Origin of the sequence: Sphingobacterium spiritivorum (assembly GCF_016724845.1) — a bacterium.
GTDB lineage: Bacteria > Bacteroidota > Bacteroidia > Sphingobacteriales > Sphingobacteriaceae > Sphingobacterium > Sphingobacterium spiritivorum_A.
Genome location: NZ_CP068082.1, coordinates 4,959,310 through 4,984,339 on the forward strand (window position 1 = coordinate 4,959,310; position 25,030 = coordinate 4,984,339).

Annotated in this window: 18 protein-coding genes; 9 read left to right on the top strand and 9 right to left on the bottom strand. The window is 39.3% G+C overall.

The window, feature by feature from the left end:
• On the bottom strand, positions 1-3,096 hold the full coding sequence (locus I6J03_RS21245) for a SusC/RagA family TonB-linked outer membrane protein (protein WP_003006048.1): 3,096 nt from the start codon (positions 3,094-3,096) through the stop codon (positions 1-3).
• Between the two features lie 15 nt (positions 3,097-3,111).
• Complete coding sequence (locus I6J03_RS21250) at positions 3,112-4,074, bottom strand: phosphatidylinositol-specific phospholipase C (RefSeq protein ID WP_003006051.1); 963 nt, start codon at positions 4,072-4,074, stop codon at positions 3,112-3,114.
• A gap of 558 nt (positions 4,075-4,632) precedes the next feature.
• On the opposite strand from I6J03_RS21250, the gene I6J03_RS21255 reads away from it, so the two are divergent.
• Positions 4,633-5,334 carry an LOG family protein gene (locus I6J03_RS21255; protein WP_002994802.1) on the top strand — a complete coding sequence of 234 codons (702 nt, stop codon included), beginning with the start codon at positions 4,633-4,635 and terminating at the stop codon, positions 5,332-5,334.
• 102 nt (positions 5,335-5,436) lie between these two features.
• Here the strand turns inward: I6J03_RS21255 and I6J03_RS21260 are convergent, their stop codons facing one another.
• The 6 genes from I6J03_RS21260 to I6J03_RS21285 form a co-directional block, all read right to left on the bottom strand.
• Complete coding sequence (locus tag I6J03_RS21260; protein ID WP_157600426.1) at positions 5,437-7,056, bottom strand: hypothetical protein; 1,620 nt, start codon at positions 7,054-7,056, stop codon at positions 5,437-5,439.
• Positions 7,057-7,233: 177 nt separating this feature from the next.
• Positions 7,234-10,458 carry a TonB-dependent receptor gene (locus I6J03_RS21265; RefSeq protein ID WP_003006058.1) on the bottom strand — a complete coding sequence of 1,075 codons (3,225 nt, stop codon included), beginning with the start codon at positions 10,456-10,458 and terminating at the stop codon, positions 7,234-7,236.
• Positions 10,459-10,884: 426 nt separating this feature from the next.
• A complete protein-coding gene (locus I6J03_RS21270; RefSeq protein WP_003006061.1) occupies positions 10,885-11,493 on the bottom strand; it encodes a phosphatase PAP2 family protein in 609 nt (202 codons plus the stop codon).
• A 12-nt stretch (positions 11,494-11,505) separates the two neighbouring features.
• Positions 11,506-12,150: an MgtC/SapB family protein gene (locus I6J03_RS21275; RefSeq protein WP_201693967.1), complete on the bottom strand. Its 645-nt coding sequence runs from the start codon at positions 12,148-12,150 to the stop codon at positions 11,506-11,508.
• Between the two features lie 534 nt (positions 12,151-12,684).
• Positions 12,685-15,057, bottom strand: coding sequence for an endonuclease MutS2 (locus tag I6J03_RS21280; RefSeq protein WP_003006068.1), 2,373 nt, complete (start codon positions 15,055-15,057; stop codon positions 12,685-12,687).
• A gap of 50 nt (positions 15,058-15,107) precedes the next feature.
• Positions 15,108-15,683 carry a DUF4296 domain-containing protein gene (locus I6J03_RS21285; RefSeq protein ID WP_003006070.1) on the bottom strand — a complete coding sequence of 192 codons (576 nt, stop codon included), beginning with the start codon at positions 15,681-15,683 and terminating at the stop codon, positions 15,108-15,110.
• Positions 15,684-15,854: 171 nt separating this feature from the next.
• Here I6J03_RS21285 and I6J03_RS21290 point away from each other — a divergent pair, with 171 nt between their 5' ends.
• The 8 genes from I6J03_RS21290 (at position 15,855) to I6J03_RS21325 (ending at position 23,411) form a co-directional block, all read left to right on the top strand.
• Positions 15,855-16,544, top strand: a complete 690-nt coding sequence (locus I6J03_RS21290; RefSeq protein ID WP_003006073.1) for a YggS family pyridoxal phosphate-dependent enzyme — start codon at positions 15,855-15,857, stop codon at positions 16,542-16,544.
• A gap of 2 nt (positions 16,545-16,546) precedes the next feature.
• Positions 16,547-16,999, top strand: coding sequence for a GNAT family N-acetyltransferase (locus I6J03_RS21295; protein ID WP_003006076.1), 453 nt, complete (start codon positions 16,547-16,549; stop codon positions 16,997-16,999).
• Positions 17,000-17,078: 79 nt separating this feature from the next.
• Positions 17,079-17,906: a DUF3298 and DUF4163 domain-containing protein gene (locus I6J03_RS21300; protein WP_003006079.1), complete on the top strand. Its 828-nt coding sequence runs from the start codon at positions 17,079-17,081 to the stop codon at positions 17,904-17,906.
• A gap of 8 nt (positions 17,907-17,914) precedes the next feature.
• Complete coding sequence (locus I6J03_RS21305; protein WP_003006083.1) at positions 17,915-19,177, top strand: aspartate kinase; 1,263 nt, start codon at positions 17,915-17,917, stop codon at positions 19,175-19,177.
• Positions 19,178-20,362: a class I SAM-dependent methyltransferase gene (locus I6J03_RS21310; RefSeq protein ID WP_003006085.1), complete on the top strand. Its 1,185-nt coding sequence runs from the start codon at positions 19,178-19,180 to the stop codon at positions 20,360-20,362.
• Between the two features lie 50 nt (positions 20,363-20,412).
• Positions 20,413-21,402: an LLM class flavin-dependent oxidoreductase gene (locus I6J03_RS21315; RefSeq protein ID WP_003006088.1), complete on the top strand. Its 990-nt coding sequence runs from the start codon at positions 20,413-20,415 to the stop codon at positions 21,400-21,402.
• 299 nt (positions 21,403-21,701) lie between these two features.
• Positions 21,702-22,508 carry a hypothetical protein gene (locus tag I6J03_RS21320; protein ID WP_003006091.1) on the top strand — a complete coding sequence of 269 codons (807 nt, stop codon included), beginning with the start codon at positions 21,702-21,704 and terminating at the stop codon, positions 22,506-22,508.
• A gap of 3 nt (positions 22,509-22,511) precedes the next feature.
• Positions 22,512-23,411 (top strand): TIGR01777 family oxidoreductase, encoded by a 900-nt coding sequence (locus I6J03_RS21325; RefSeq protein WP_003006094.1) that lies wholly within the window; start codon positions 22,512-22,514, stop codon positions 23,409-23,411.
• Between the two features lie 92 nt (positions 23,412-23,503).
• Here the strand turns inward: I6J03_RS21325 and I6J03_RS21330 are convergent, their stop codons facing one another.
• A complete protein-coding gene (locus I6J03_RS21330; RefSeq protein WP_003006097.1) occupies positions 23,504-24,970 on the bottom strand; it encodes a L,D-transpeptidase family protein in 1,467 nt (488 codons plus the stop codon).
• Positions 24,971-25,030: the final 60 nt, after the last annotated feature.

Below are 25,030 nucleotides of genomic sequence, written 5' to 3' on the forward strand. Positions count from 1 at the left end.
TTAAAAGCCAATATTCAATCCAAAAATGAAAGATCTTGCCTGCGGATATCTTCCGGAGTCCATACCATAGCTATCCATACCGACTTCCGGATCAAATCCGGTGTATTTGGTCAGGGTAAATACATTATTTCCCGTGGCATACAGACGTACATTTTTCAGTTTCATACGTTCGGATAATGCCTTTGGCAGTGTATAGCCCAGTGTCAGGTTTTTCAGACGCAAATAAGAGCCGTTTTCTACATAAAAATCTGATGTTTCGTAGAAATTACGGTTCTCATCACGTAAAGAGACACGCGGAAGTTCATTGCTGCGATTTTCAGGAGTCCAGGCATCCAATACGCCCTCGAGCATATTATACTGCTGTCCCACACCGGCATTAAGAGTACTGAATTTCATCGCATTGAATAGCTTATTACCCTGTACACCCTGGAAAAACATATTCAGATCAAAGCCTTTGTAAGATGCATTGAAATTGATGCCGTAAGAGAAGGTAGGATAGGCATTACCTACAAAAACGCGGTCTTGTGCGTCTATCTTGCCGTCACCGTTAGCGTCTTTAAAACGAAAATCTCCCGGCTTGGCATTCGGCTGAATCAGTCCTCCGCTGCCGTTCGTGTGCGCCTTCACCTCTTCTTCTGACTGAAAGATTCCGTCTGTCTGCACCACTTTGTAAGAATAAAGAGACTCACCTACCTGCAGAACTACAGGATTTAACATCTGACGGAAACTGATAGGTAAAGCCTGCGTCTGCACCCCTCCTGCTAAAGATTTTATTTCGTTTTTAACGGAGGTAATACTCCCTCCAAATCCATACTGGAACTCACTCTCTCCTTTAGACTGATACTGAATACCCAATTCTATCCCTTTATCCTGCACACTTCCTCCATTTACAATCTGATTTTTCAATCCTGTAGTTCCCGGTAATGGCAACTCCATAATCATATTATTAGTATTCTTGATAAAATAATCCGCTATAACAGAAAGGCGGTTATTCATCAGTCCCAGGTCTAATCCGATATTCGTCTGCTCAGATTCCGCCCAGGTCAGATCAGTGCTGGCTCTTTTTGTTTCAGCCAGATAGGTAACACGTGTCGGCGTATTTCCCATAAAGATCTGTGAGCGGCTCAGCAACGGATTTACAGCAAATGGATCCAGACTACCCAGATTACCCAATACCCCGTAGCTACCTCTTAATTTCAGTTCGGACAGCCAGTTTACATCCTGCAGGAAATTCTCTTTTTTAAGCGACCATGCCGCTGCTACAGATCCGTAATTCTGAAATCTGTTTTGCGGAGCCACTAGCGAACTCCCATCTCTTCTGCCTGTCAGAGATAGCATATACTTTTGTTTATAATTATAGTTGACACGCCCCAGATAAGACAATAGCGTCGAAGCTTCGTAACCATCCAATGGAGCGAGTGTCTCACTTGCATTGACCAGATAGCGCATCTCAGGAGCTTCACTTACAAATCCCTGTCCTGTGATCTCATTGAAGCGGGATGTAATTTTCTGATAATTGAATCCGGCCAAAGCGTCTACGTGATGATCGCCTTTATCCAGAGAATACGTCAGGATCTGTTCGGCAAGTATATCACTTGAGCGTTTATCGTTCAGGGTTAGCTTATTGGAATTAGATGGTTTCCCGATTTCCGGAACACGGGTAGTGAACTGTTTAAAGTTATTGAAGCCCTGTGTCATACTGAAGTTAGATCTGAATTTCAACCCCTTAGCCAGCTTCAGTTCTACATACGGATTCACTACAAGATTGTAAGTAGGATTATCAATATCCAGACGCTTCAGATAAGCTACCGGATTGATAATATCTCCGTATGCTCCCGGTCCGTAAGGTAGCGGAAGTCCGGAAAAAGCTCCGTTCTCATCATATACCGGTACATTTGACGGGTAATAGATCGCAGAGATCAAAGCTCCGGTGTAACCGTCTCCTGTAGCGGCCCCGTTCCCGTTGTCATAATTCAGATAAAGATTTTCACCGATAGTCAGCCAGGGCTTGATCTCATGTTTGGCATTGATACGGATATTATAACGTTCATTATAGGTATTGAGCAGTATCCCCTCTCCTTTACGGTAATTGAAACTCGAATATATTGTTGAATGTTCATTTCCACCATCCAGAGAAACATTATAATCCTGAATGTAACCATTTTGCATGACTTCATCTATCCAGTTGGTACGGGTAATCTGCCCGTCCGGATATTTCTCCGCATTGAAGGCATCATTACGGTTTACACCGGCATTATCGGCAGCCAGATTAGATACCTGTGCCCGCTGTACAGCATTTAGTGGTTTTGGTTTTTTCCATGCAGACTGAAAACCCTGCTTAGCATCGACATTGATACTTACAGGCGCTTTGCGTCCCGATTTGGTCGTGACCAGTATCACCCCACCTGAAGCACGTGCTCCGTAAATAGAAGCCGCTGCATCTTTCAGTACAGATATGGATTCGATATCATTAGGATTGAGCATAGGCACTCCTGAATATATGGATCCGTCAATGACATACAGAGGTTCTTCTCCGTTGATACCGCCAAGTCCCCTGATATTGATACGAGGTTTGGCGGTAGGATCTCCACCCTCATTCGTCACCACTACACCGGGTGCTTTACCCTGCAATACATCCCCCAGATTGTTCATGGAGCGCGAACTGGCTCTGTCCAGACCTACACTGGCAACAGAACCCGTCACTGTACTGCGGCTTTGCTTGCCGTATCCGACGACCACCACTTCAGACAAGGTCTGACTGTCTTCCTGTAGTGTTATATTGTATTGCAGACGCTCATCTACAGTGATGATTTGAGTCAGAAATCCTATACTGCTTATTTTTAGCTGGTCACCGACCTGTGCGCTCAGTTCGAAAGTTCCCTGCTGATCTGTCTGTACAGCTTTGCCGGACTTTGCCAATTGTACAGATACACCGGAAAGCGGTAATCCGTCGATACCTTTGACAATTCCTTTCAGAGGTCGCTGGTCATAGCGGATAACGGCATTCCCAAATCCGGATATGCCTGCATAGCTCGGGGTACTTACACCCACATGGCAAAACAGCATCGCTGCCAGCCACACATAGTTTTTCTTCATGTATATGATATTGTTTTAAAAATTGGTATTGAAAATACTTTTAGCCAGATCAGCATGAATAAAATCGGTAATAATAACCCCGAAATGGCTGGTCGTCTGCTGATTGAAATAGTTTAATAATTTGGGATTTATCTCATTGGATACGGATGGAATGTTAGGGATCACCCATAATTTTTTCTGATATCCGCTGGAGAAATTCAAAAACAATGTTCCGGAAGCCGGATCCGTATTCTTACTTGTATTTAATAAGGTATTAATGGCATTCCATTTATCTGTATTACTGCTCACCTGATAAGCATCCTGTACCTGTAGGGTAGATTCCTGATTCTGAATGGTGAAAGAGGTATTGTCCGACCATCCGTTATAGGCCTGAATACCGAGTGCCTGTGCGCTGCCAAACCTTCTTAATAACACAATCTTACCCCGTGCCTGCTGTAAAGAAGGAATATCTGTATCTAACCTGAACAGACCTGAATAGGTATCGGTATACTTGATAAAACGCTCTTCGAAAGTCATCGAATTGCCACTGGGCGTGTGCTCTTCCTTGACACTCATAATAATGGTTTCTGAAGGATGCTCCTGTAAGAAGCTTTTACAGGATTGCAGTACATCATCAAAATTGAGATGCTGATATACTGGTCCGTGATGGATAGCAAAGTTGTTATCTACAAAACGACAACGCACATCCAGAAAACGGACTCCGGCATTCAGTTGCTCTGCGATGGTCAGGTTTTGCGTCTTTGCAGTGCCCGAAACAGGTTCATAGCGAGCACCGGCATCATGTGTCCCCGGAATACTCAGTGAGGAAAGCTTACGTTCTCCCTGGATAAAGCTCATCCAGTTTGTCCCCTCCGGCAGTACCTGCGCCACAGATGCAGACGATTGGGAAAGCTCTAGTTTTTCAATTTCAGAAGAATTACAGGAAGTAAAGACGACCAGTAAAAGTAACATGTAGTTGAAGTAAAGTTTCATATGCATAAAATTTCATTTTCAATTGTCATATGGAATATCCAAACTATATTCATTCGTATTTGTGTAGCCTGTACTACATGGATATTTAATATGTACACGAATATTTAATAGTTTACGGATTAATACGTACTGAAAACTGTGGTCAGATCTGATTGCATGTATCTGGATTCGGCGAATAGTCAGAAATTTAAGAGGATTGATCTCCAAACTTCACACACGCTGCTAAATCGATATTTCATGCTGCAAACCTAGCTTTTACATATTAAGTAGGTATTAAAGCATCTTTAAGAAAACATGGTGCTATTGTTAGATTAATGTAAATTGGGGAAACAGAAATAGCAGCACATAATTATCGGAAGGGAATGCGTTACGGCTATTAAACACTCACTTACAGGCTGATCGGGTGATAAGTAAATTATCTTTTGTGCCTGAGTCCTGTAATTTATTTTTTCTGCGCCTGCAAAAACTATGACAGCATAATTATTTTTGATTTTAGAAAAAATGTATATCTTGTAAGAGTCATCCTCAGAGGATGGCTATAATTTTTTTAAACAGTATTTAAATATGAAGGAAGATAAAATCTTACGTGCGTTCGAGAACAAAACTTGGCAGGAGATTAAGGTGAAAGATTCGTGGCAGATCTTTAAGATCATGTCGGAATTTGTTGATGGTTTTGAAAAACTAGCTAAAATAGGTCCTTGTGTATCCATATTCGGATCTGCCAGAACTCCCAGAGAACATAAATATTATCAAATGGCGGTCGATATCGGCAAGCTCTTGACAGAAAGAGGTTACGGTGTTATTTCAGGAGGCGGTCCCGGTATTATGGAAGCAGCCAACAAGGGTGCTTATGAAGCCGGAGGTAAATCCGTAGGTCTGAATATAGAACTTCCTTTTGAGCAATTCCACAATAAGTATATTGACAGAGATAAGCTACTGGAATTTAATTATTTCTTTGTTCGCAAAGTCATGTTTATGAAATACTCTCAGGGATATATTGTTATGCCCGGGGGATTCGGAACGATGGATGAATTGTTTGAAGCCATTACGCTGATTCAGACCGGAAAAATTGCCCGCTTCCCTATTGTATTGGTAGGTAGCGAATATTGGGGCGGATTAATCGACTGGGTTCAAAATACAATGTTGGGCAATGCCTATATCAGTGAAGAAGATTTGAAACTGTATCGTGTAGTCGATAGTGCAGAAGATGCAGCAGAACATATCTTCAGATTCTACGACAAGTATCTGCTAAAACCGAATTTTTAGAGATCAATCTAAAATCATTAAAACAAGAATCCCCGTCAGAAATTCTGACGGGGATTCTTGTTTATTCATAATAAATATTCTCTTTCGTATTTAAGAATAATACTAAATAATATCTCTTATTTTGGCTGCAAAAGTTTTAATAATTTTAGTTCTCTTACCCCCATTATTTGGAACCACATCAAAAATAATTCTTAACCCTATTTCACCAGGATATCCAAGAGCATATTTATCTTTTACAATGATAAATTCTTCAGAAGAATTAGGCAGTGAAAGACCAAGAATATCTTTACCATTCTGCTCCCGAACATGATTTCCATTTACCAAAACTTCAAAATTTGCACCAACAGCGAGATTCCAATCTCCTTTTTGAAGTAATGTTGAAAATCCTACACCTGAACTGTTATATGTAGAATAAGGATAGATAGAAACAATCTGAGTCGTTAAATTTTCAATTCTTGCACCACTTACAGGATCAGAATTTATAACAGCAGGATTCCATTCGATAGTATATGCATCGTTCTTTAGAGAGTAATAATCAACATCCACTTCTGTATAGTCTTCTTCTCCGTATTGATCATCAACAAAACTGTACCAGAAACTTTCACGACGGGCATCTATTACAGGAGCTGACCTCAGATTAAAAATTCCCATTACTTCGTTGAAATTTGGTTTTAATCCCACTACATTATTATAGTTAGCTTGTCCAGGGACAGCTAATTTAATATTGAATAGTGAACCGTTATTAACCATTGTTCCGTTAAGTTTAATATCTGATTGAGTTGTCAGTTTTACTTTCTGATATGTTGAGGGACTTCCGCCTAAACCAAACATACCATTTAAGATACCTTTAACTATTCCTTTACCACCGTCGGACATGGTTTTCTTCATTTCATTTTCAGCTGAAATATTAGCACTACCATTTTTAGAAGTTAAGGCGCTAATTAGATTTGTATAAGCTAAATTCCCATACAAAGTAGTAACGCTTTTTGTAAGAAAATTAACCAAATTAAATGGTGAACCGGGATTTCCAATCGTTCCTTCAATCTTACCTGTAGAAGTTCCGTTAATATTGACTGTAGTTACGTTGACCCATTTAGGATTTAGCTCAATACCCACATTTGGGAAGGATGAATTAGCAATGTTTTTATCATAAGCCATTTCATAATCAAAAACATACCAACTTCCACCGGATAACGTTACTTGCTGTTCATTCATAAGAGAAAAGGATCTTTGAATTTCCTTTGGAACAACTTCCACAGCATTAAAATTTAACATGCTGGAATTATTACTATTTCCATACAAGGATAATCCATGAGTAACATAAGAGGTTGCAATTGGGTTTGCAGGAATCCAGTGATAAAACCGTAATATTCCACTATATCTATTGTATAGGGCAAAATAATACGTGTAATTCGGGTCATTTAAGTAAACAGTAGGAGAAAATGTATTATAACATAATACCCAGCCATCTGCTTTTTTATAGTCATCAACAAAGTTTGGATTGATTGATGTTGTTCCTGAGTTCCAAGGAAGAGGAACAAGATTTGTAGTACTTAATGAAGGCAGATAAGTATCATTTTCCCAATCAAAGTAATACGGAGTACTTGCTGTTAGTGTTTGTTGTAGAGATAATTTATCTCCATTTTGCTCAACAGGATAAATATCTTTTTTACTACACGATAAAAAAAACAAACAAATTAATAGAAAACCAAAATATTTCATAATCATAATTTTAAATTAAATTACATAAAATTACAAAACAAAAGCGCCAACTTTATTTAAAAGAGATAAAAACAACATTAATATAACAATTATTTAATAACGGTTATATTAAAACAAAAGTCCCCGTCAGAAAATTCTGACGGGGACTTTATCTAAAGAAGATGTGTATCTTCTTAACTAGTTGAAGATATAACGAATACCTACTTGTGCAGACCATCTGGATACAATATCCTGCTCAAAATATGGTTTATTGTTATTCAAATTGTTCAATCTGTATTGAGGAGTATTATCTGTTGCTGAAACATAGCTATCAAACGTAACTGGTCTGAATGAGTTATCCCAGAAACTTCCACCACCACTATATTGTTTACCCCAATCACTATTAATCAGGTTACCAACATTCATGATGTCAATTGATAATTGCAATTTATTTTTTGTACTGCCAATATTAGTAAATAGATCCTGCACTACTCTTAAATCAAATTTATGTGTAAAAGGAGTTCTGGCACCATTACGCTCAGCATATTTACCACGACGGCTTTTCAGATAATCATCAGATTCAATAAATGAATTGAATGCAGCCCATTGTTGATCAACCGTCATATCTTTTGTAGCAACAAAACGCATTTCTGATTGATCTCTAGGAATATACATTAATGCAAATTGATTATTTCCATCTTGTGCATGACCTCCAAGACCTCCAGTAACCATATATGAATAACGAGCTCCATCCTGACCATTATAAACTAATGAAATAGTAGTTCCTAAGTGTCTAAGATATTCCTTCGAATAGGATAAAATACCTAAAACACGACTACCTGTGCTATATGGTGAATGTGCTACTGAAGCACTGTTTGATCCGTTAACTGTCGCTACACGATAGAAATTTGAATTGTTTTGAGATGAAGTTCCTGAAAACAAATCTTTTGATTCTGTATAAGTATAAGCTAAGGACGCTGATAAACCAAAATTAAAGTCTTTTGCTAAAGATGCAGTTGCTGACCACGAGTTTCCTTTATTTACGTTATCGATATATACAACTTCTGAATAGTTATCAAGTATACGTCTGTCCTTATTTACTGTTGAATACATCAAACGATTATCGGCACCTTGTAATTGGCCTGTAGGTCTTTCCAGGTTAATATCAGTAAATCTAAATGCACTTAGATTCTTAGCATACATAAATTCAACTGTACCTTTAATTCCATATGGCAATTCCTGATCTACACCAGCTGAAATACGCGCAATCTGAGGTAATTTAAGGTTTTCATCCAACACTGTGATATTACCTGAAGGAGTGACAGTTCCTGCAAATTTAGGTTGTGCATTAGGATCAGGAATAAAATTAACAACAGGAATATTATCTCTTCCTGAACTTAAGTTATTACCCCCTAACAATGCTCCACTTTGAGAAAATGCTCCTGAGGCCCATACAAATGGAAATCTAGAAGTAAAAATACCTAAACCACCTCGTACAATTGTTGAGCGGTCTGAATTAACATCCCAGTTGAATCCAACTCGAGGAGAAAACATAAATGCAGGTTTAGGCATTCTGTTTGTTTTCACATCGTAGCGCAAAGCTAAAATAGAATTGTTAAAATCTGTATTTTCCATTGGTTTATCAAAATACATTGGAATATCTACCCTAACACCAGCAGTAATTTTCATATTAGGCTGGATTTGATAGTCATCCTGTATATAAAAACCGATTTGTGCAGCACTGAACTTCGCTCCCTGACGCGGATCATCTGTATTACTATAGCTGAACTGAGAAGATAAAGCTTTACCTCTTTCAAAGTTTTCAATAGCTGTATACGGCTGTCCTGTAGCAGGGTTTACATCTGCAGTAGGAGAATTTGTAAAGTTGTAGGAACCGTTTGAGTTTGCTGTAAATGCGTTATACATCTTGTAAAGCTCATTATGTGTTCCTACAGTAACAGTATGCAAGCCTTTATAGAATGTTAGATTGTTTGTTAATGTAAATACATCCTGATCCAACTGATTAATATTAGTGTTAGCCTCAGTTCCTAAATTATATACAGGTTCTCCTAAGCTAATTCTCACTCTTGGAAACAAACTTCCGTTAAAATCTCTAAAGTCTCTTACCTGAGTATAACCTAATAAGAAGTTATTTGAGATTGAATTATTAAATCTGCTGTTGAATTCTAAAGTAGCATTGTGCGTTTTGGATTTCTTAATTACAGCTCCATTCGCAAATGTTACTGCATTAGCACTACGTGTATTACCTAAATCGTAACCAGAGATATAGTTATATCTTACAGATAACTTGTGCTTTTCGTTAATGTTATAATCTAAGCGAGTGAATACTTTATCTGATTCATTCTCATCAATAAGATCGGTGAATGATCCAACTTCATAATTGTATTTATCTCTTGCAATTTGCGCTATTCTTTGAGCATCAGCAACAGATAATTTGGATTGTCCTTCTCCTACCGGATTATTTAAAGGAGTATTACTTTTTGTTTTTTCATAATTGAAAAACAAAAATAGTTTATCCTTAACAATAGGTCCACCTAAACGAACGCCATATGTTTTTTCTGAGAAGTTAGCCAGTTTCGTAGCTTTCTCTCCGTCTTTCAAAATAAACTTAGGTGTTTTACCTGTCAAATCCTGATTTCTGAATAAGTAGTAAGCAGATCCTTGTACAGTATTGGTTCCGGATTTAGTAACAGCAGAAATACCACCACCAGCAAATCCGCTATATCTGACATCAAAAGGAGCAATCTGAACAGACATCTGCTCAATTGCATCTAATGAAATTGGATTGGTATTTGTTCCGCCTCCGTTTGTACCTGAAGCATTCAAACCGAATACGTCATTACTAACTGCACCATCAATTGTAAATTGATTGAAACGGTTATTCATACCTCCAATTGATAATGAACTACCTTTAACATCTGCCTGTGGAGTTAAACGTGTAAAATCATTAATACTTCTACTAACTGTAGGTAAGTTTTCTAACTGTTTTCTTGAAATGGTAGTTTCAGCGCCAGTTTTGAAGTTTCTTCCCTTTTTAACTCCAGTTACCGCAACCTCATCTAACATTGTCTCATTATCAGACAAATTTGCATTCAACACAAACGCCTGTCCAAGTTGTAAGTAGATGTCATTGTAGATTTGCGGACTGAAACCTACATAAGTAATTTCTACTTTGTAAGGTCCTCCTACACGCATATTCGGTAGGTTAAATATTCCGGCACTATTTGCAGAACCAGAATAAACAGTTCCTGAAGGAACGTGTGTTGCCTTGATTGTCGCTCCTGCAGTTTTCTGACCACTGCTTTGAGTAACGGAACCAGTCATACTACTTGTCGTTACCTGCGCCTGGATCGTACCGTAGCTTGCAAGAACTAAAGCAAAAAATAGTAAAGATTTCTTCATTATTTTGAATTATGAAATTTGTCCTGCAAAAATAAAAAGAGGAGTTGAATATTTGTAAACTTAACATAAACTTAATACAGATCAGGGGGCTCATTATCATCAAGTTATTTACAAATATTCTAAATAGAAGGAGCCGAATTGAAAAATTTATATTTATCCGCTCATTTCTTACAGAAATTAAAATAAGGCCTTTAATTTCTTAATAATTTAACAAAATTTAACAATTGTGAATTGTGGATAACTATTTTGATGAAAAATCACAATATAGGATTTTATGCAACTATATCCCTCTGATTTGTAACATAAAGTAGCATGCAGGCATAATAAAAATACCACAAATTATATATGTTACACCTTATTTAATCTTTATACTACAAGAACTATATTAACGAGAATGCTAAGAAGGCTTATAAAGTTAAATCCTGTTTATTTTTTCATAAAACCCATGCCTAACGCAGTTCCTGCACCAAGAGCGGCACCTGCAGCAACATCCGAAGTATAATGCACCCCTAAATACATACGCGAATAGCCTACACTTCCTGCCCATAACATGGCCGGAGCTATTACATACCATTTGGGATAGGCATGAGACAAAGCTGTGGCGGTACTAAAAGCCGCCGATGTATGCCCCGAAGGAAAAGAAAATGAGCCGGGGGTAGCCAGCGCTGTGAAATTATTATATTTCTTAAAAGGACGGGAACGTTTAAAAACCTGTTTTAATCCGATATTTAACAAAGCTGTCACTGCTGTGCTGCTGATGACATATCCTGCATTTTGACGCATCTGTTTATCATCACTGATGGCTCCTGCTATAAACAGACCTGCCGGAATAGCGATCTGCATGTAATTATGGGAGTCTGATATAAAATGAAAGGTAGCATTCTGCGCTGGGGTACGTGTTTCAGCAATAGATTCCAATATGCGGATATCTAATGTACGGGCCGGCTCTTCCTGAGCAAAAGCTATACGCGGAGCGTGTGAAAAGACAAAGATCAGAAGGATATAAAAAGCAGATTGACAAATGTTAAATGACATAATTGAAATGAATTAAGAATAAGAGAATTCATATACATAATCCAGTCCAACAATCTTTTCATTGACAGCCTGAATATGCTTACGCCTGCCGGTAATATCATAAATAACCATCAACTGATTGCCACGCTTTTCCAGCCCTTTGCGCACCGGCTTTACGCTGCCATCGAGTAACAACTCTTCAAAATCTTTAAGATGGTACAACCCTATATCCTGAAAAGTAATATATAAAGTCTTCGTAAAGAAAAAACCGGACAACATACGCTCAATCTTATGGAAGAAAGCCAGAATAATAAACATGCAGCCTGTAAGAAAGAATGCCAACACAAACTCTCCGGTACCAATCACCATACCAATAGCGGCCATAGACCAGATGACAGCCGCAGTAGTCAGTCCCAAAACAGACATTTTACCTTTAAAGATCACACCTGCACCTAAAAAGCCTATTCCGGTAACGATATTAGCAGCAATACGGTCATCCGATTGTTCTCCCAACATGGAGACCATAGTAAAAATAGTAGAACCGAAACAGATAAGTACAACCGTTCTGAAACCTGCCGATTTATTGCGGTATTCACGTTCAAAACCGATAACGCATCCGCACAGAATGGATACAAAGACTGCCTGAACACGTTCATCCTGAAAAAAATCTCCAAACATAATACCCAAATTGAAAATTCAAATATAATAAAACTATCTGCTGGTAAGGACAATAATAATCTTCAAATAAAGCAATCCTGAACTTTATCAACTTCTCACCAACCCTCTCTGCCCTGCGGGTATCTCTCCTTAAAAAGGAGAGAATTAATCTGATTTAACTGTTAGACTTTGTCTGGCGCAAGCATACTGCTTGTGCCTCTATAGTGTTGCCGGTGTGGACACCGACAAACGCATTTGACGCATTTGTTGGTGTCCACACCAACAGTACACGATACAGGCAGCTTTTTTAACTATAGAAGCACACAAGTTCTAACTTTATCAACTCTCTTAACCTTATCAACTTCTCACCAAACCTCTCTGCCCTGCGGGTATCTCTCCTTAAAAAGGAGAGAATTAATCTGATTTAACTGTTAGACTTTGTCTGGTGCAAGCATATTGCTTATGCCTCTATAGTATTACTGGTGTGGACACCAATAAACGCATATATGCTATAGCTTTATCAACTATATCAACCCTCTAAACCTTATCAACTTCTTAATCTATATAAGCATAGGTAATACCGTCTCCTCCTCTATCGGCATGTTCATCCTCAAATCTGGATACATGGCTATACTTACGCAGATAGTCCCGTATAAATTTACGCAAAATACCGTCTCCTTTGCCATGAACAATTTTAAGGCTCGGATATCCGATCATAACAGCTCTATCCAATACCAGTTCGATCTGATGCAGTGCATCCTCTGTACGCATGCCTCTCACATCTACTTCCGGACTAAAATCGGCAGCTGAAGGTGTATTACTACTCTTTTTGATAGCTTTTGACTTCTCCTTACTTCTTAATTTGCTGACTTTAGAACGCTTTACAACTGTACGTAAGTCACCCAGTGCCAGTATCAGATTATTGTTCCGCGCCACCTCGATGACCTGAGCTTCATTTCCCGAGTCTACAATTTTCACCCAATCACCGACTTCTATGGCTGTATCTTCTTCAGGTTGTACTTTTACTTTAGGTGTTGCAACTCCATGAGCCGGTTTATGATCAGCGGCAGCCTTCGTAAGCTTTCCTCTTATTTCCTTTGTTTTTTCTTTATCTGCATTTACAGATTTAATATCCGCAATGGTGTTCTCCACCAGTTTGTTAGCATCTTTAAGAATCTGTCTCGCTTCTTCCTTAGCCTGTTTGAGAATTTGCTTTTTATTCTCATCCAGATAAGACTGAAGCGTTTCATACTCCGCTTTCAGAGCCACCAGTTCACGTTCACGTTTCAGAATAGCTGTCTTCGTTTCCATGACTTCCTTTTTATCCCGCTCCAGATCCACCAATAAAGTATCTACCTTTTTCTGCTGCGTACCGATTTTTTGTCGGGCCAGTTCCAGGATATCTTTTCTCAACCCGATCTTCTGAGCAATTTCAAACGCATAAGAACTGCCCGGCTTACCGACCTGCAGAATATACAAAGGCTTCATCGCCACATTATCAAATAACATGGAAGCATTCTCTATACCTTCTGTATTACTCGCAAATACCTTAAGATTAGAATAGTGCGTTGTAATCACACCCCGGATTTGCTTTTTATTCAATGTTTCCAATACCGATTCAGCCATCGGTCCGCCAAATAAGGGGTCAGTACCTGTACCGAATTCATCTATCAGCACCAGGGTACGCGCATTGGCAAACTCTGTAAAATGCTTCATCTTAGACAAGTGGGCACTATATGTACTCAGATCACTTTCTATGGACTGGTCATCACCTATATCCGCAAAGATCTGCCGGAATACACCTACTCTGGAGGTTGGATCCGCAGGTATCAGTAAGCCTGACTGCACCATAAGTTGTAATAATCCGACCGTCTTCATACACACCGATTTCCCTCCTGCATTGGGGCCGGATACCACAATAATACGTTCCGCATTACTGATATTAATATTCAGCGGAACGATCGTATGCTGATCTTTCTTTGCATGTAAGAACAATAAAGGATGACGTGCATTATGTAGCATTACCTCTGCTTCTTTTGACAATTCAGGCATATCTGCATCTATATCTAAAGCAAACAAGGCTTTGGCACGTACAAAATCCAATTTTGTCAGTAAGCTATGGTAAGATAACAATAATGGAATATGAGGTCTCAATCCATTCGTCAGCTCGACCAGAATACGAATTACTTCCCGACGACGCTCAAATTCCAGATCCCGAATCTTATTGTTAAGGTGAAACACCTCTTCAGGCTCTATATAAGCTGTTTGTCCGGTGGCAGATTCATCGTGAATCAGGCCTTTTAGTTTTCTCTTATTCTCTGCCAGGATCGGAATCACCAGACGACCGTCACGAATAGTCAGGTTTCCATCTGCCGTCCATCCGTTGTTTTGAGCCTGCTTAAAGATACTGTCTATTCTCTTGTGTGCTTCCTGTTCTGCTTTCAGAATCTGTTGGGTGAGATCCAGCAACAGACGTGAAGCATTATTCTTCATCTTACCCCGCTCATCAATAACAGACTCAATATTCCGGATAATACTGTTTTCAATCTCTACATGTTCAAACAGGACTTCAAGATTGGGATATTGTCCTTCTCTTTCTTTAAAATAGCGAATTACAGCATAGACTGTACGCAAAGAAAGCAACACTCTGTAAAACTCTTCTTCTGCAAGAAAAGCCCCTTCTACCCTAGCCTTCTCTACTAAGGATTTGATAGGATATAAGTGATCTACAGGTAGTGAAGAATCATTGACCAGCAGATCTTTGAACTCATTTGTTTGTCTCAGGAAACGATCAATCTGATCGTATTTTACCTGAGGTTGTATACGCTCGACCATCTCACGGCCAGGCTCACTGAGGCACTTTTGTTTAATATATGTTTTGATCTCGGCCAGGCCGAGTTTGTCACTTGCATTTACAGGATAAATCATACTCCGTTCTCTCTTCAATAAACCAACATTTTAATTATTCAGGCCTGTAATTACATCACAGGCTTCACCAAAGGCGACTTCACAGGCGTCAATGGTATATTCGTACTGTCTGCGACAGTCTTTTCCTGTTCAGGCATAGGTATCGGCGGCAATGCTTTTTCCGGCAGCTGTTCCACAGCAGGCACCAGAGGTGCTGCAGGGGTATACTTTCCGATCAGACTACCTAATCCCGCTTCCGTGATAAAGGTCTCACGGTAGGCATCATAGGTCAGTTTACCAGCTTCTTTAGGTACATTCAGTATCAGATCATGTGCTTTAGAGGCCAGCATCTGCAGATGAGTTACCAGTCTCACACTGTCCTGAATACCTGCATTGCGTATCGAATCGATCTTACTGTACTCCTGATCCATTTTCATTAATCGTCCGCTGACCTTTTCATACACATCAGCCATTAATATAGGATCCTCAGCATAGTATTTCATACTTCTGTTGAACGTTGCCGAGTCTGTCCCCAGATTGGTAAATGCCTGTTGATAATACCCGTCAATGACACGACGGGAACTGTCTGCACTAAGCGTATTCAGATAGCCGTCTATCAGATGTACTTCTACCAGAATATCAGTCATCCTGGACCGAGACAATACATCCTTCGGCAAGGAATCACCGCAGGAGTAAAACAGAAAAAACACTAAATATATACCGAATAATAAACGTTGCATTTTATAATTTTGAACAAATTTACAAAAAGGCTCGGAATATGATGCTTTTCGTTATTTTATATCCTAAATTTGTACGTTATGAGTATTGCAGCTAACATTGAAGAAATAAATCAGGAAATCAAATCATTAGGCGTAACATTAGTAGCCGTATCAAAGACCAAACCAAACGAGGATATTCTACAGGCATATGAAGCCGGGCAACGTGTGTTTGGAGAAAATATGGTTCAGGAACTTGTTGAAAAACAGGAACAGTTACCTAAAGACATCCAATGGCATCTCATTGGTCACCTTCAAACCAATAAGGTCAAATATATTGCTCCTTTTATCCATATGATCGAGTCTGTAGACTCTATCAAATTGCTGAAGGAAATCAACAAGCATGCCTTAAAGCATGACCGTATAATCGACTGTCTGCTACAGATATATATCGCAGACGAAGATTCTAAGTTCGGATTGGATCATACGGAACTGATCGAATTACTTCGTGATGAGGAGTTTTCGTCACTTCAAAATATCCGGATCAGAGGTCTGATGGGTATTGCCACAAATACCGATAATGAAAAGGTTATAAAAGAAGAGTTTTATGAATTAAAAATGCTTTTTGACGGAGTAAAATCCAGCTTTTTCAGAAAAGAAGATAGCTTTGACACGTTGTCCATGGGCATGTCTTCGGACTATCGCCTGGCTATAGAACAGGGAAGTACAATGATTCGACTGGGAAGCACTGTCTTCGGAAAAAGAGTAATCAAACATTTTAAAGCAAAATAAGTATGCAGGAAGTAATCATACGCGAAGCTGTGAAAGCAGACTGTCCAGCCATGCTTGAACTCATAAAGGAACTGGCGTTATTTGAAAAAGCTCCGGAACAGGTCACTGTGACTATGGAAGAGTTTGAAGAATCCGGTTTTGGCAAAAATCCGGTTTGGGGGGCATTTGTAGCTGAAGTATCCGGCAATATCGTCGGCATTTCGCTTTATTATATACGTTACTCTACATGGAAGGGCCGGAGACTTTACCTGGAAGACCTTATCGTAACAGAACAGATGCGTGGAACAGGAATAGGTAAAAAGCTATTAGACAAAACGGTTGAATACAGTAAAAGTAAAGGATATTCCGGCATGATGTGGCAGGTACTGGACTGGAATACACCTGCAATAGAGTTTTATAAAAAATATCAGGCAACATTTGATGGCGAATGGCTGAATGTCAGCATTAATCACTAAAAGAAAGATATTCTTCCACACATATTTTACATATGGGAAGCGGCTTTCTAAGCATCGTAAACAAACACTTTCATAAAAAATGGGGATAGGAAAAATGAGGTATGGGATAGTATGTGGAATCTTTGCTGCACTACTTTGGACAAGTTGCCATTCCGGCAATGAAAGACAGGGAGAGTCACAGGTAGCACGGGATACACTACGGTATAAACTGGTAGATTTTTATGAAAACAGTCCCTATTTTATTGAAGGAGAATCCGGCATTGACACCACTTATTTTAAAGCTTCCTACCCTTCATTTGAGAATGACAAGATCAATCAGTTGCTGCGATCGTCCATCCTTATTGATGGTGAAGACAGTGTTCGTCAGGCTGCGGAAAGTTTTTTAGGCGGTTTTAACGAATTTGTGGAAGATGCTGCCAATCCGAGCTACCATATCGCCTGGTTCAGAGAGCTGCATAGCTATGTGGTGCTGAATAACACCCGGATCCTATCTATCGCTACCCAGATCGATGACTTCAGCGGAGGAGCACATGGCAATCATGTCATGATTCTTTCCAATTTTGACATCCTCAATAATAAAAAAATCACCTTACCGGACCTGATCAGTAAGGAAAAACAAAAAGAATTGCTTAAAATTGCGGAAAAATATTTTCGGAAAGCGGAACGTCTTAAAGACAATGAAAACCTCTCCGGAAAGTATTTTTTTGAAGACGGAAAATATGCTTTGGCAGAAAATTTTGCATTGGAAAAAGACAGCCTGCTGTTTTATTACAATCCATACGAAATCAAATCCTATGTTGAAGGGAGTACCGCATTGCGCATCCCCTACCAGGAAATTGAACATCTGCTGACCGACTCCGGTAAAGTGTATCTTCAGCAAATTAGTAGCAATCAACCCAAAACATAGTAATATCAATGCAAGTATTCAAATTCGGAGGAGCTTCGGTAAGAGATGCGGAAAGCATAAAGAATGTGGCATCCATTATTCTCAAATATAAGGAAGAACCGCTTCTGGTCGTTGTATCTGCCATCGGAAAAACAACTAATGCCTTAGAAGAACTTACCAAGACTTTTTTTCAGCAATCCGGAGATGCCTTTGAACTTCTGAATGAAATCAAAAAAAGTCACTTCTCTATTCTGGATCAGTTATTTGCAGATCATTCGCATCCGATTTTTGACGAAATTGCGAATGCATTTGTCGAAACCGAATGGATTCTGGAAGAGGAACCGCAGGATACTTATGATTACCTGTACGATCAGATTGTATCACTGGGAGAGCTTCTTTCCTCCCGTATTATAGCTGCATATGCTGCTCATATGGGAGTGCAATCCAAATGGACAGATGCGCGTGACTATATTTTCACGGACAACACCTACCGTGAAGGAAAAGTAGACTGGCAGAAAACCGAAGATAAAATTCGCGAAGAACTGCCAATACTTCTGGATGACTATGTATTGATCACACAGGGCTTTATAGGCTCTACTTCTGAAAACTTCACTACAACCCTTGGACGGGAAGGTTCAGATTATTCTGCGGCAATATTTGCCGCCTGCCTGAATGCAGAATCCGTCACCATATGGAAAGATGTACCCGGAGTACTGAATGCAGACCCCAAATGGTTTGAAAAGACACAGCTTATTCCCGAGCTTTCATACACGGATGCTATCGAATTAACATATTACGGAGCTACGGTGATCCATCCCAAGACCATCAAGCCACTGCAAAACAAGAAAATTGCCCTGCATGTCCGTTCTTTCATAGACAGTACGCAGCCGGGTACGACGATCAAAAGCACGAATCAGACATTGCCTGTTCCTTCTTTTATATTTAAGGTCGATCAGGTATTTATAAATATATCTCCCCGTGATTTTTCATTTATCGTAGAAGACAATCTGAGCCATATCTTCAATCTTTTTCACCTGCACCGCATCAAGATCAATATGATGCATAACAGCGCAATCCAGTTTTCTGTAGCTGTAGACAATACCGGTGATAATGTAACCGCATTACTCGAAGAACTGGAAAAAAGATATAAAGTGACGGTAGAATCAGGTCTTGAACTGATCACAATACGCTATTACAATCAGGAAACAATAGATCGTGTATTGCTGAATAAAGAAATTATTAAAGAGCTGAAAGACAGTTATACCTGCCAAATGCTTGTTAAAAACAAATAATTGAATTACAATATATTACAAAAGGAAGTTCAACAATTTCTTCAGCACAACAGTAAAGCTACACCTTCTGCTGTTGCGCTGAAGAAAAGTCCTTTTGCAGCTGTCTCTTCTGCAGAACTGGCTACCCAACTTGATGGAAGACAGCGTATCGCCCGCAAATTACCGAAGTGGGCAAATACCCCGGGAATATATTTTCCGGAGAAACTGAATCTTGAACAATCCTCATCCGAGCAGACAGCAGAATTCAAGTGCAATATCGTCAAAACGGATAGTACAGTCCTTGATATGACAGGCGGTTTCGGTATAGATACTTATTTTTTCGCTACAAAAGTCCGTCAGGTGATACATTGTGAGATTAACACGGCCCTGTCAGAAATTGTACAGCACAATTTTAAAACATTAGCGATCAGAAATGTAAAATTTGTATCAACAGATGCTGTAGCTTATCTCAGGCAACAGCCTGATAATAGCCTGGATTATATCTATATTGACCCTTCGCGAAGAGTAAACAGCCGAAAAGTATTTCTGTTAGCAGATTGCGAACCTAATATTGCAGATCTTCAAACACTTTTTTTCACAAAAGCGACGACCATCATCAGTAAAATCGCTCCGTTAATGGATATTTCTATAGCTCTGGCATCTTTGCAGTATGTAAAAGATGTGTATGTAATCAGCGTGGACAACGATTGCAAAGAATTGCTTTTTGTGCAGGAAAAGGGGTACGAGGGAGAACCGGAAATACATAGTGTCCGCCTGTTTCAAGGCAGTCAGCAAGAGCTAAGCTTTACTTATCAGCAGGAACGTCAGGAAACAAATTACTATAGTACAGCACTAGCTTATCTGTATGATCCGGATGTAGCTATTACCAAAGCAGGCGCATTCAAAACTGTCGGTAAGCAATACCAACTGCATAAATTACATTCCAGCACGCACCTCTATACAAGTGAAGAACTGAAAACTTCCTTTCCCGGAAGAATATTTGCTGTCACGCAGACACTCCCCTACGCTGCTTTTAAAAAGGCTGATTATCCCAAACAGGCCAATATTATCGCCAAAAACTTTCCGGACAAACCGGAAGAGCTCAGAAAACGCTGGAAGATCAAAGACGGCGGAGAACAATTTCTGTTTTTCACACAGGATTATGACAATAATTACATTGTAATAATGGCCTCCAGATTACATTAATCCTACATTTTCATTACAATTCTCCCTGATCGGACTCGTATCTTTATGTTATGAAAAAAATCAAATTCTCTGCTTTGGAATTAGCTCCTATAAAAAAAGGAGGAACACCTAAAGAAGCCATTGACCGCGTTGTTACTGCCGCAAAACATATAGAAACATTAGGTTATGAACGTCTTTGGCTTGCAGAACATCATAACATGGAATATATTGCCAGTTCGGCAACCGTCGTCCTGATCAGTCATGTCGCAGCTCACACTTCTACCTTAAGAGTAGGTTCAGGAGGAATTATGCTGCCCAATCATGCACCTCTGGTCGTGGCCGAACAGTTCGGCACACTTGAAACACTTTACCCGGGACGTATTGATCTTGGATTAGGAAGAGCTCCCGGTACCGATCAGCTGACGGCTATGGCACTTCGCCGCAATAATATGCATACGCAATTCTATTTCGCAGACGATGTCAAAGCATTACAACAATTTTTTAGTGAGGACAATTTCAATGCTAAAGTCCGTGCATTTCCTGCTGAAGGACAACATGTACCCTTATGGATATTAGGCTCTAGTACAGATAGTGCTCATCTGGCAGCAGAACTGGGACTTCCCTACGCTTTTGCCTCACACTTTGCTCCTGCTATGCTGAAAAGTGCTATGGAGATTTATCAAACAAACTTTAAACCCTCAGCACAGTTGCAGCAACCTTATTCTATTGCATGTGTCAATGTTATCGGAGCGGACAGCAATGATGAGGCCGCACATCTGGCAACAAGTTTGTACAATCTGTTTGCAGGTATAGTTACCAATACCCGCAGACCACTTTCTCCACCTACAGAACAACCTATTTATGCCGGCATCACAGAAATAGAACAAGCCGTACAAAGCATGGTCTCCTGTACATTCACCGGAAATGAAGAATCTTTAAGAAAAGAACTCCATGCTTTCGCTGAAATATACCATTTGGATGAAATCATGACTACATCTTATATCTTTGATGATGACAAACGCCTCAGATCTTACGAGATTCTGCAACGTGCACTCTCCTGAAGATAAAAGCTAATTATTGGTAGGGATAGCTTTAGACGCTACTCTTGCTCTTTTTGCTGTCCTTACCAATAGCAATACATAATACTATTATTACTTTTAACCTCTCTGCCCTGTGGGCATCTCTCCTTAAAAAGGAGAGAATTAACCGGGTTTAGCTGTTGTCATTTGTCTGTCGCAAGCCTACGCTTGTGCCACTATCATGTTGCCGGTATGTACAGCATAATATCACCATTTTTTTCGCATCCGTTGTTACTTAACATTCGATATTTGTTTACCTTTATGATAAACTAATACTACTTATGTATAAAAATTGTCTTTTCGCATCTGTTATTATTCTTACTATGGGATGTCAGTCTTCCGGAACAAAATCCACGAATACAGTGGACACGTTATCACATCAACCCAAAAAAGATAGTATCACAGATACTTTACAGCCAGTAGCTCAACAGCCGACACCAGCTTCTGAAACAAAAGAAAGCCATGTGTTTTTTGACGGAACTTACCGGTTAGAGGAAAATGAAAAATCTGATTTTCTTCCCGGTCCTCGGTGGCTGAGTTTAAATGAAGTGAATGGTCAGTTTGAATTAGCAAAACCAGATTATACAATCGAAAAAGGCTACGATGAATGTAGTGGCATGAATACTGAAAGCCTGAGCTCTAAACATAAGACACTGGTATATCTGGATTTTCCTCAGTTAAAAACAGGAAAAGTAAGCTCCTTAAAAATTACAGCAGCTAAAATATGGCCTAAGGAATCTGCATCCTTTGATTTTCAGGGAAGTAAATATATTCTAAAGGGTCTGGGAAAGATATTATCTACAGAAACGCATCTGCTGGATGATGATAAACAGGAGAAATTTCATGAAGTAAAAGATTATTCACTTACATTATCCATAGACGGTAAGGATCAGGGAATTATGCTAAATGAAAGTTCATTCAATGACACCTTTATGGAACTTGTTTTTGTCGGTGATCTGGATAGAGACGGTAAGCTGGATTTTGTCATTCAGGTACCAAGAGATTATGAAGAAGAGCGGGTTGTTGTATTACTATCTTCAGAAGGCTATACCAAACAATACACAGCAAGCAGACAATTTGACTGTTAATCTATGAAAGAAATCGTACTTATAAGCGGAGCCAATGGACTTGTTGCGAAGCATCTGAACACTCTATTGCGTAATAAATACGAATTACGTTATCTCACGCGACATAAAAAGACTGCGAATGAGTATGAGTGGGATATTGAACAGCACCGTATCGATGAACAGGCATTTGATCAGGTAGCGCATATTATTCACCTTGCGGGTGCAAATATTTTCGACAAGCGGTGGACATCGAAACAAAAGCAGAACCTGAGAAGCAGCCGTATAGACAGTGCGCAACTTATCTTTGATACGTTGAAAAAACGAAACCAGCAAATCAAAACATTTATATCCGGTTCTGCAAGTGGTTACTACGGTATGGTTACTTCTGATCATATATTCAAAGAATCCGATAGCCCCGGCAATGATTTCCTTGCAGATCTGACCAAAGACTGGGAAGCAAAAGCAGATCAATTTGAAAATGAAGGCCTTGCTGAGCGTGTCGTAAAAATCCGGACTTCAATTGTTTTGGCCAAAGACGGAGGTGCACTTCCACTTCTGAAGCGTATTACAAACCTGTATTTGAATACAGCTTTAGGTAATGGTAAACAATATTTCCCCTGGATACATATAGATGATATTACAGGTATTATCGCCTTTGCAATGGACCATCAGCATGTAAAAGGTCCTGTTAATGCCGTAGCTTCTGAGCATATTAACAACAGGGATTTCACTCATAAACTTGCTCAACATCTTCACAAACGTATCATCCTGCCTGCCGTGCCTGAGTTTATACTTAAAGCTATATTAGGGGAACAGGCTGATATGATCCTGAAAGGATCCAGACTTTCCAACGATCGGATCAGACAACTGGGCTATGAATTTAAGTTCCCGACTTTAGATCGTGCATTAGAAGATACGTTGTAATCAGAAAGAAAATAAAAAAATCGCATCGTGTTTTAGTCCGATGCGATTTTGTGCTTTAATTTCAGCAGGTTGTGATACTGAGCTCTTAATTATTAAAGGCTATAATACTTTTTCATTGCCTTTTTTAGTCGTTCATCATATCCATATATATCCGGAAGCTTGTATAATTTTCCCTCATCATCTACCCACGTTGTATAATAGGTAATATATACAGGAATTGTTTTTTTCATCATTACCCAGCGGCTTTTATTAAGGGTATCTGCAATTTCAGTCGCAATCTGTTCCGCTTTTTTCTCATCATTTACTAAAAATGCTGCCAATGCAGCAGGTTTTTCTACCCTTACACATCCGTGACTCACAGCTCTGTTCTTTGCAGAAAACATTTGTTTGGCTGGCGTATCGTGAAGATAAATGCTATAAGGATTTGAAAATATAAATTTGATGTTTCCTAAAGAGTTATCAGCTCCAGGATTCTGTTTGAATTTAAAATTTAATACCGAGTCCGAAGACCAGTCTACTGTATTAGGATCGACCATCTGCCCTTTTTTATTATAGGCCACCATATTGCGGGATTCCAGATAGTTTGGATTAGAGCGGAGGCTGGAAATAAGTTCCTTCTTTACAATACTTGCCGGAATATTCCATACCGGATTGACCTGCATACGATCCAGCTCTCCACTTAATACCGGCGTCTCATGATTGTCTGTTGCTCCTGCTCTTCTTGCATATGGTCCGTAAATTGTCTCCCCTACACACACATTCATTACCTCCTTTGTCTTACGGTTGTCTACCATACGCAGTTTTTGTTCAGGAATATTGACAATAATATATTTCTCCGGAAAATCTTTGCCCCTCCAACGTAATTTTTCCAGCGTGAGATAGATGTTTTCCTTCTCTTCTTTATTAAGTCCGCCCTTTTGCAGCAGCTCCTGCAATTTCAGATAATAGGAGTTCTTAGGTTGTACCTCAGCCAGATAGTCTTTAATATCGATACTATCCAATACTCTGCGGGCCTCCTGCTTGGTTACTTTATGCATTTTCTCAAAATAGCGACCGTATAGCTGCTTTGGATTAACAGCTCCACCCCTTAAAATACTGATATAAGTAACATAACCGTCTGTTGCAAACAAATCAAGTTTCGCAAGTAAAGGATAGATATCCTCCACTTTACCGGATTTCAATGTATTTAACTTCTCAAAACTTTCTTTGATTTGATTCGTATGAAAGTATGCTTCAGACAAACCGTGCTTATCAGACTGCTCCAGATACATACATAACGTATCAACTACGCCTTTACTAAGATTTCTGCTGATAAAAGTCATCCCTGAGGTAGAATCAGCAAATTCTGTAACCCACTTCGGATTATGAAGCTGGTTTTTATTTTTTGAGAGTTCTTGTTTAAATACGGTTAAATATGCTGTGGTATCAAAGTTCCTGTATTCCTTTTGCTGAAATACTTTAGCGAGCTCATCGCCAAAAGTATCTTCTCTGTCGGTATTACATGAACTTATAAACCATAAGCCTAACAGCAAAAAAATTCCAAATTGTATCTTCCTCATATGTCTTATTCAAAAGTGGGCAAATATACCACTTGTTGTACGGCTATACCTCAAATTGAT

Excerpts from the sequence above, each read along its gene's own strand:
- I6J03_RS21250 (WP_003006051.1), bottom strand. The coding sequence starts at position 4,074 with ATGCATATGAAACTTTACTTCAACTACATGTTACTTTTACTGGTCGTC.
- I6J03_RS21325 (WP_003006094.1), top strand. The coding sequence starts at position 22,512 with ATGAAAGAAATCGTACTTATAAGCGGAGCCAATGGACTTGTTGCGAAG.
- I6J03_RS21270 (WP_003006061.1), bottom strand. The coding sequence starts at position 11,493 with ATGTCATTTAACATTTGTCAATCTGCTTTTTATATCCTTCTGATCTTT.
- I6J03_RS21265 (WP_003006058.1), bottom strand. The coding sequence starts at position 10,458 with ATGAAGAAATCTTTACTATTTTTTGCTTTAGTTCTTGCAAGCTACGGT.
- I6J03_RS21280 (WP_003006068.1), bottom strand. The coding sequence starts at position 15,057 with ATGATTTATCCTGTAAATGCAAGTGACAAACTCGGCCTGGCCGAGATC.
- I6J03_RS21320 (WP_003006091.1), top strand. The coding sequence starts at position 21,702 with ATGTATAAAAATTGTCTTTTCGCATCTGTTATTATTCTTACTATGGGA.
- I6J03_RS21330 (WP_003006097.1), bottom strand. The coding sequence starts at position 24,970 with ATGAGGAAGATACAATTTGGAATTTTTTTGCTGTTAGGCTTATGGTTT.
- I6J03_RS21275 (WP_201693967.1), bottom strand. The coding sequence starts at position 12,150 with ATGTTTGGAGATTTTTTTCAGGATGAACGTGTTCAGGCAGTCTTTGTA.
- I6J03_RS21260 (WP_157600426.1), bottom strand. The coding sequence starts at position 7,056 with ATGAAATATTTTGGTTTTCTATTAATTTGTTTGTTTTTTTTATCGTGT.
- I6J03_RS21255 (WP_002994802.1), top strand. The coding sequence starts at position 4,633 with ATGAAGGAAGATAAAATCTTACGTGCGTTCGAGAACAAAACTTGGCAG.
- I6J03_RS21305 (WP_003006083.1), top strand. The coding sequence starts at position 17,915 with ATGCAAGTATTCAAATTCGGAGGAGCTTCGGTAAGAGATGCGGAAAGC.
- I6J03_RS21290 (WP_003006073.1), top strand. The coding sequence starts at position 15,855 with ATGAGTATTGCAGCTAACATTGAAGAAATAAATCAGGAAATCAAATCA.
- I6J03_RS21295 (WP_003006076.1), top strand. The coding sequence starts at position 16,547 with ATGCAGGAAGTAATCATACGCGAAGCTGTGAAAGCAGACTGTCCAGCC.
- I6J03_RS21285 (WP_003006070.1), bottom strand. The coding sequence starts at position 15,683 with ATGACTGATATTCTGGTAGAAGTACATCTGATAGACGGCTATCTGAAT.
- I6J03_RS21315 (WP_003006088.1), top strand. The coding sequence starts at position 20,413 with ATGAAAAAAATCAAATTCTCTGCTTTGGAATTAGCTCCTATAAAAAAA.
- I6J03_RS21300 (WP_003006079.1), top strand. The coding sequence starts at position 17,079 with ATGGGGATAGGAAAAATGAGGTATGGGATAGTATGTGGAATCTTTGCT.
- I6J03_RS21245 (WP_003006048.1), bottom strand. The coding sequence starts at position 3,096 with ATGAAGAAAAACTATGTGTGGCTGGCAGCGATGCTGTTTTGCCATGTG.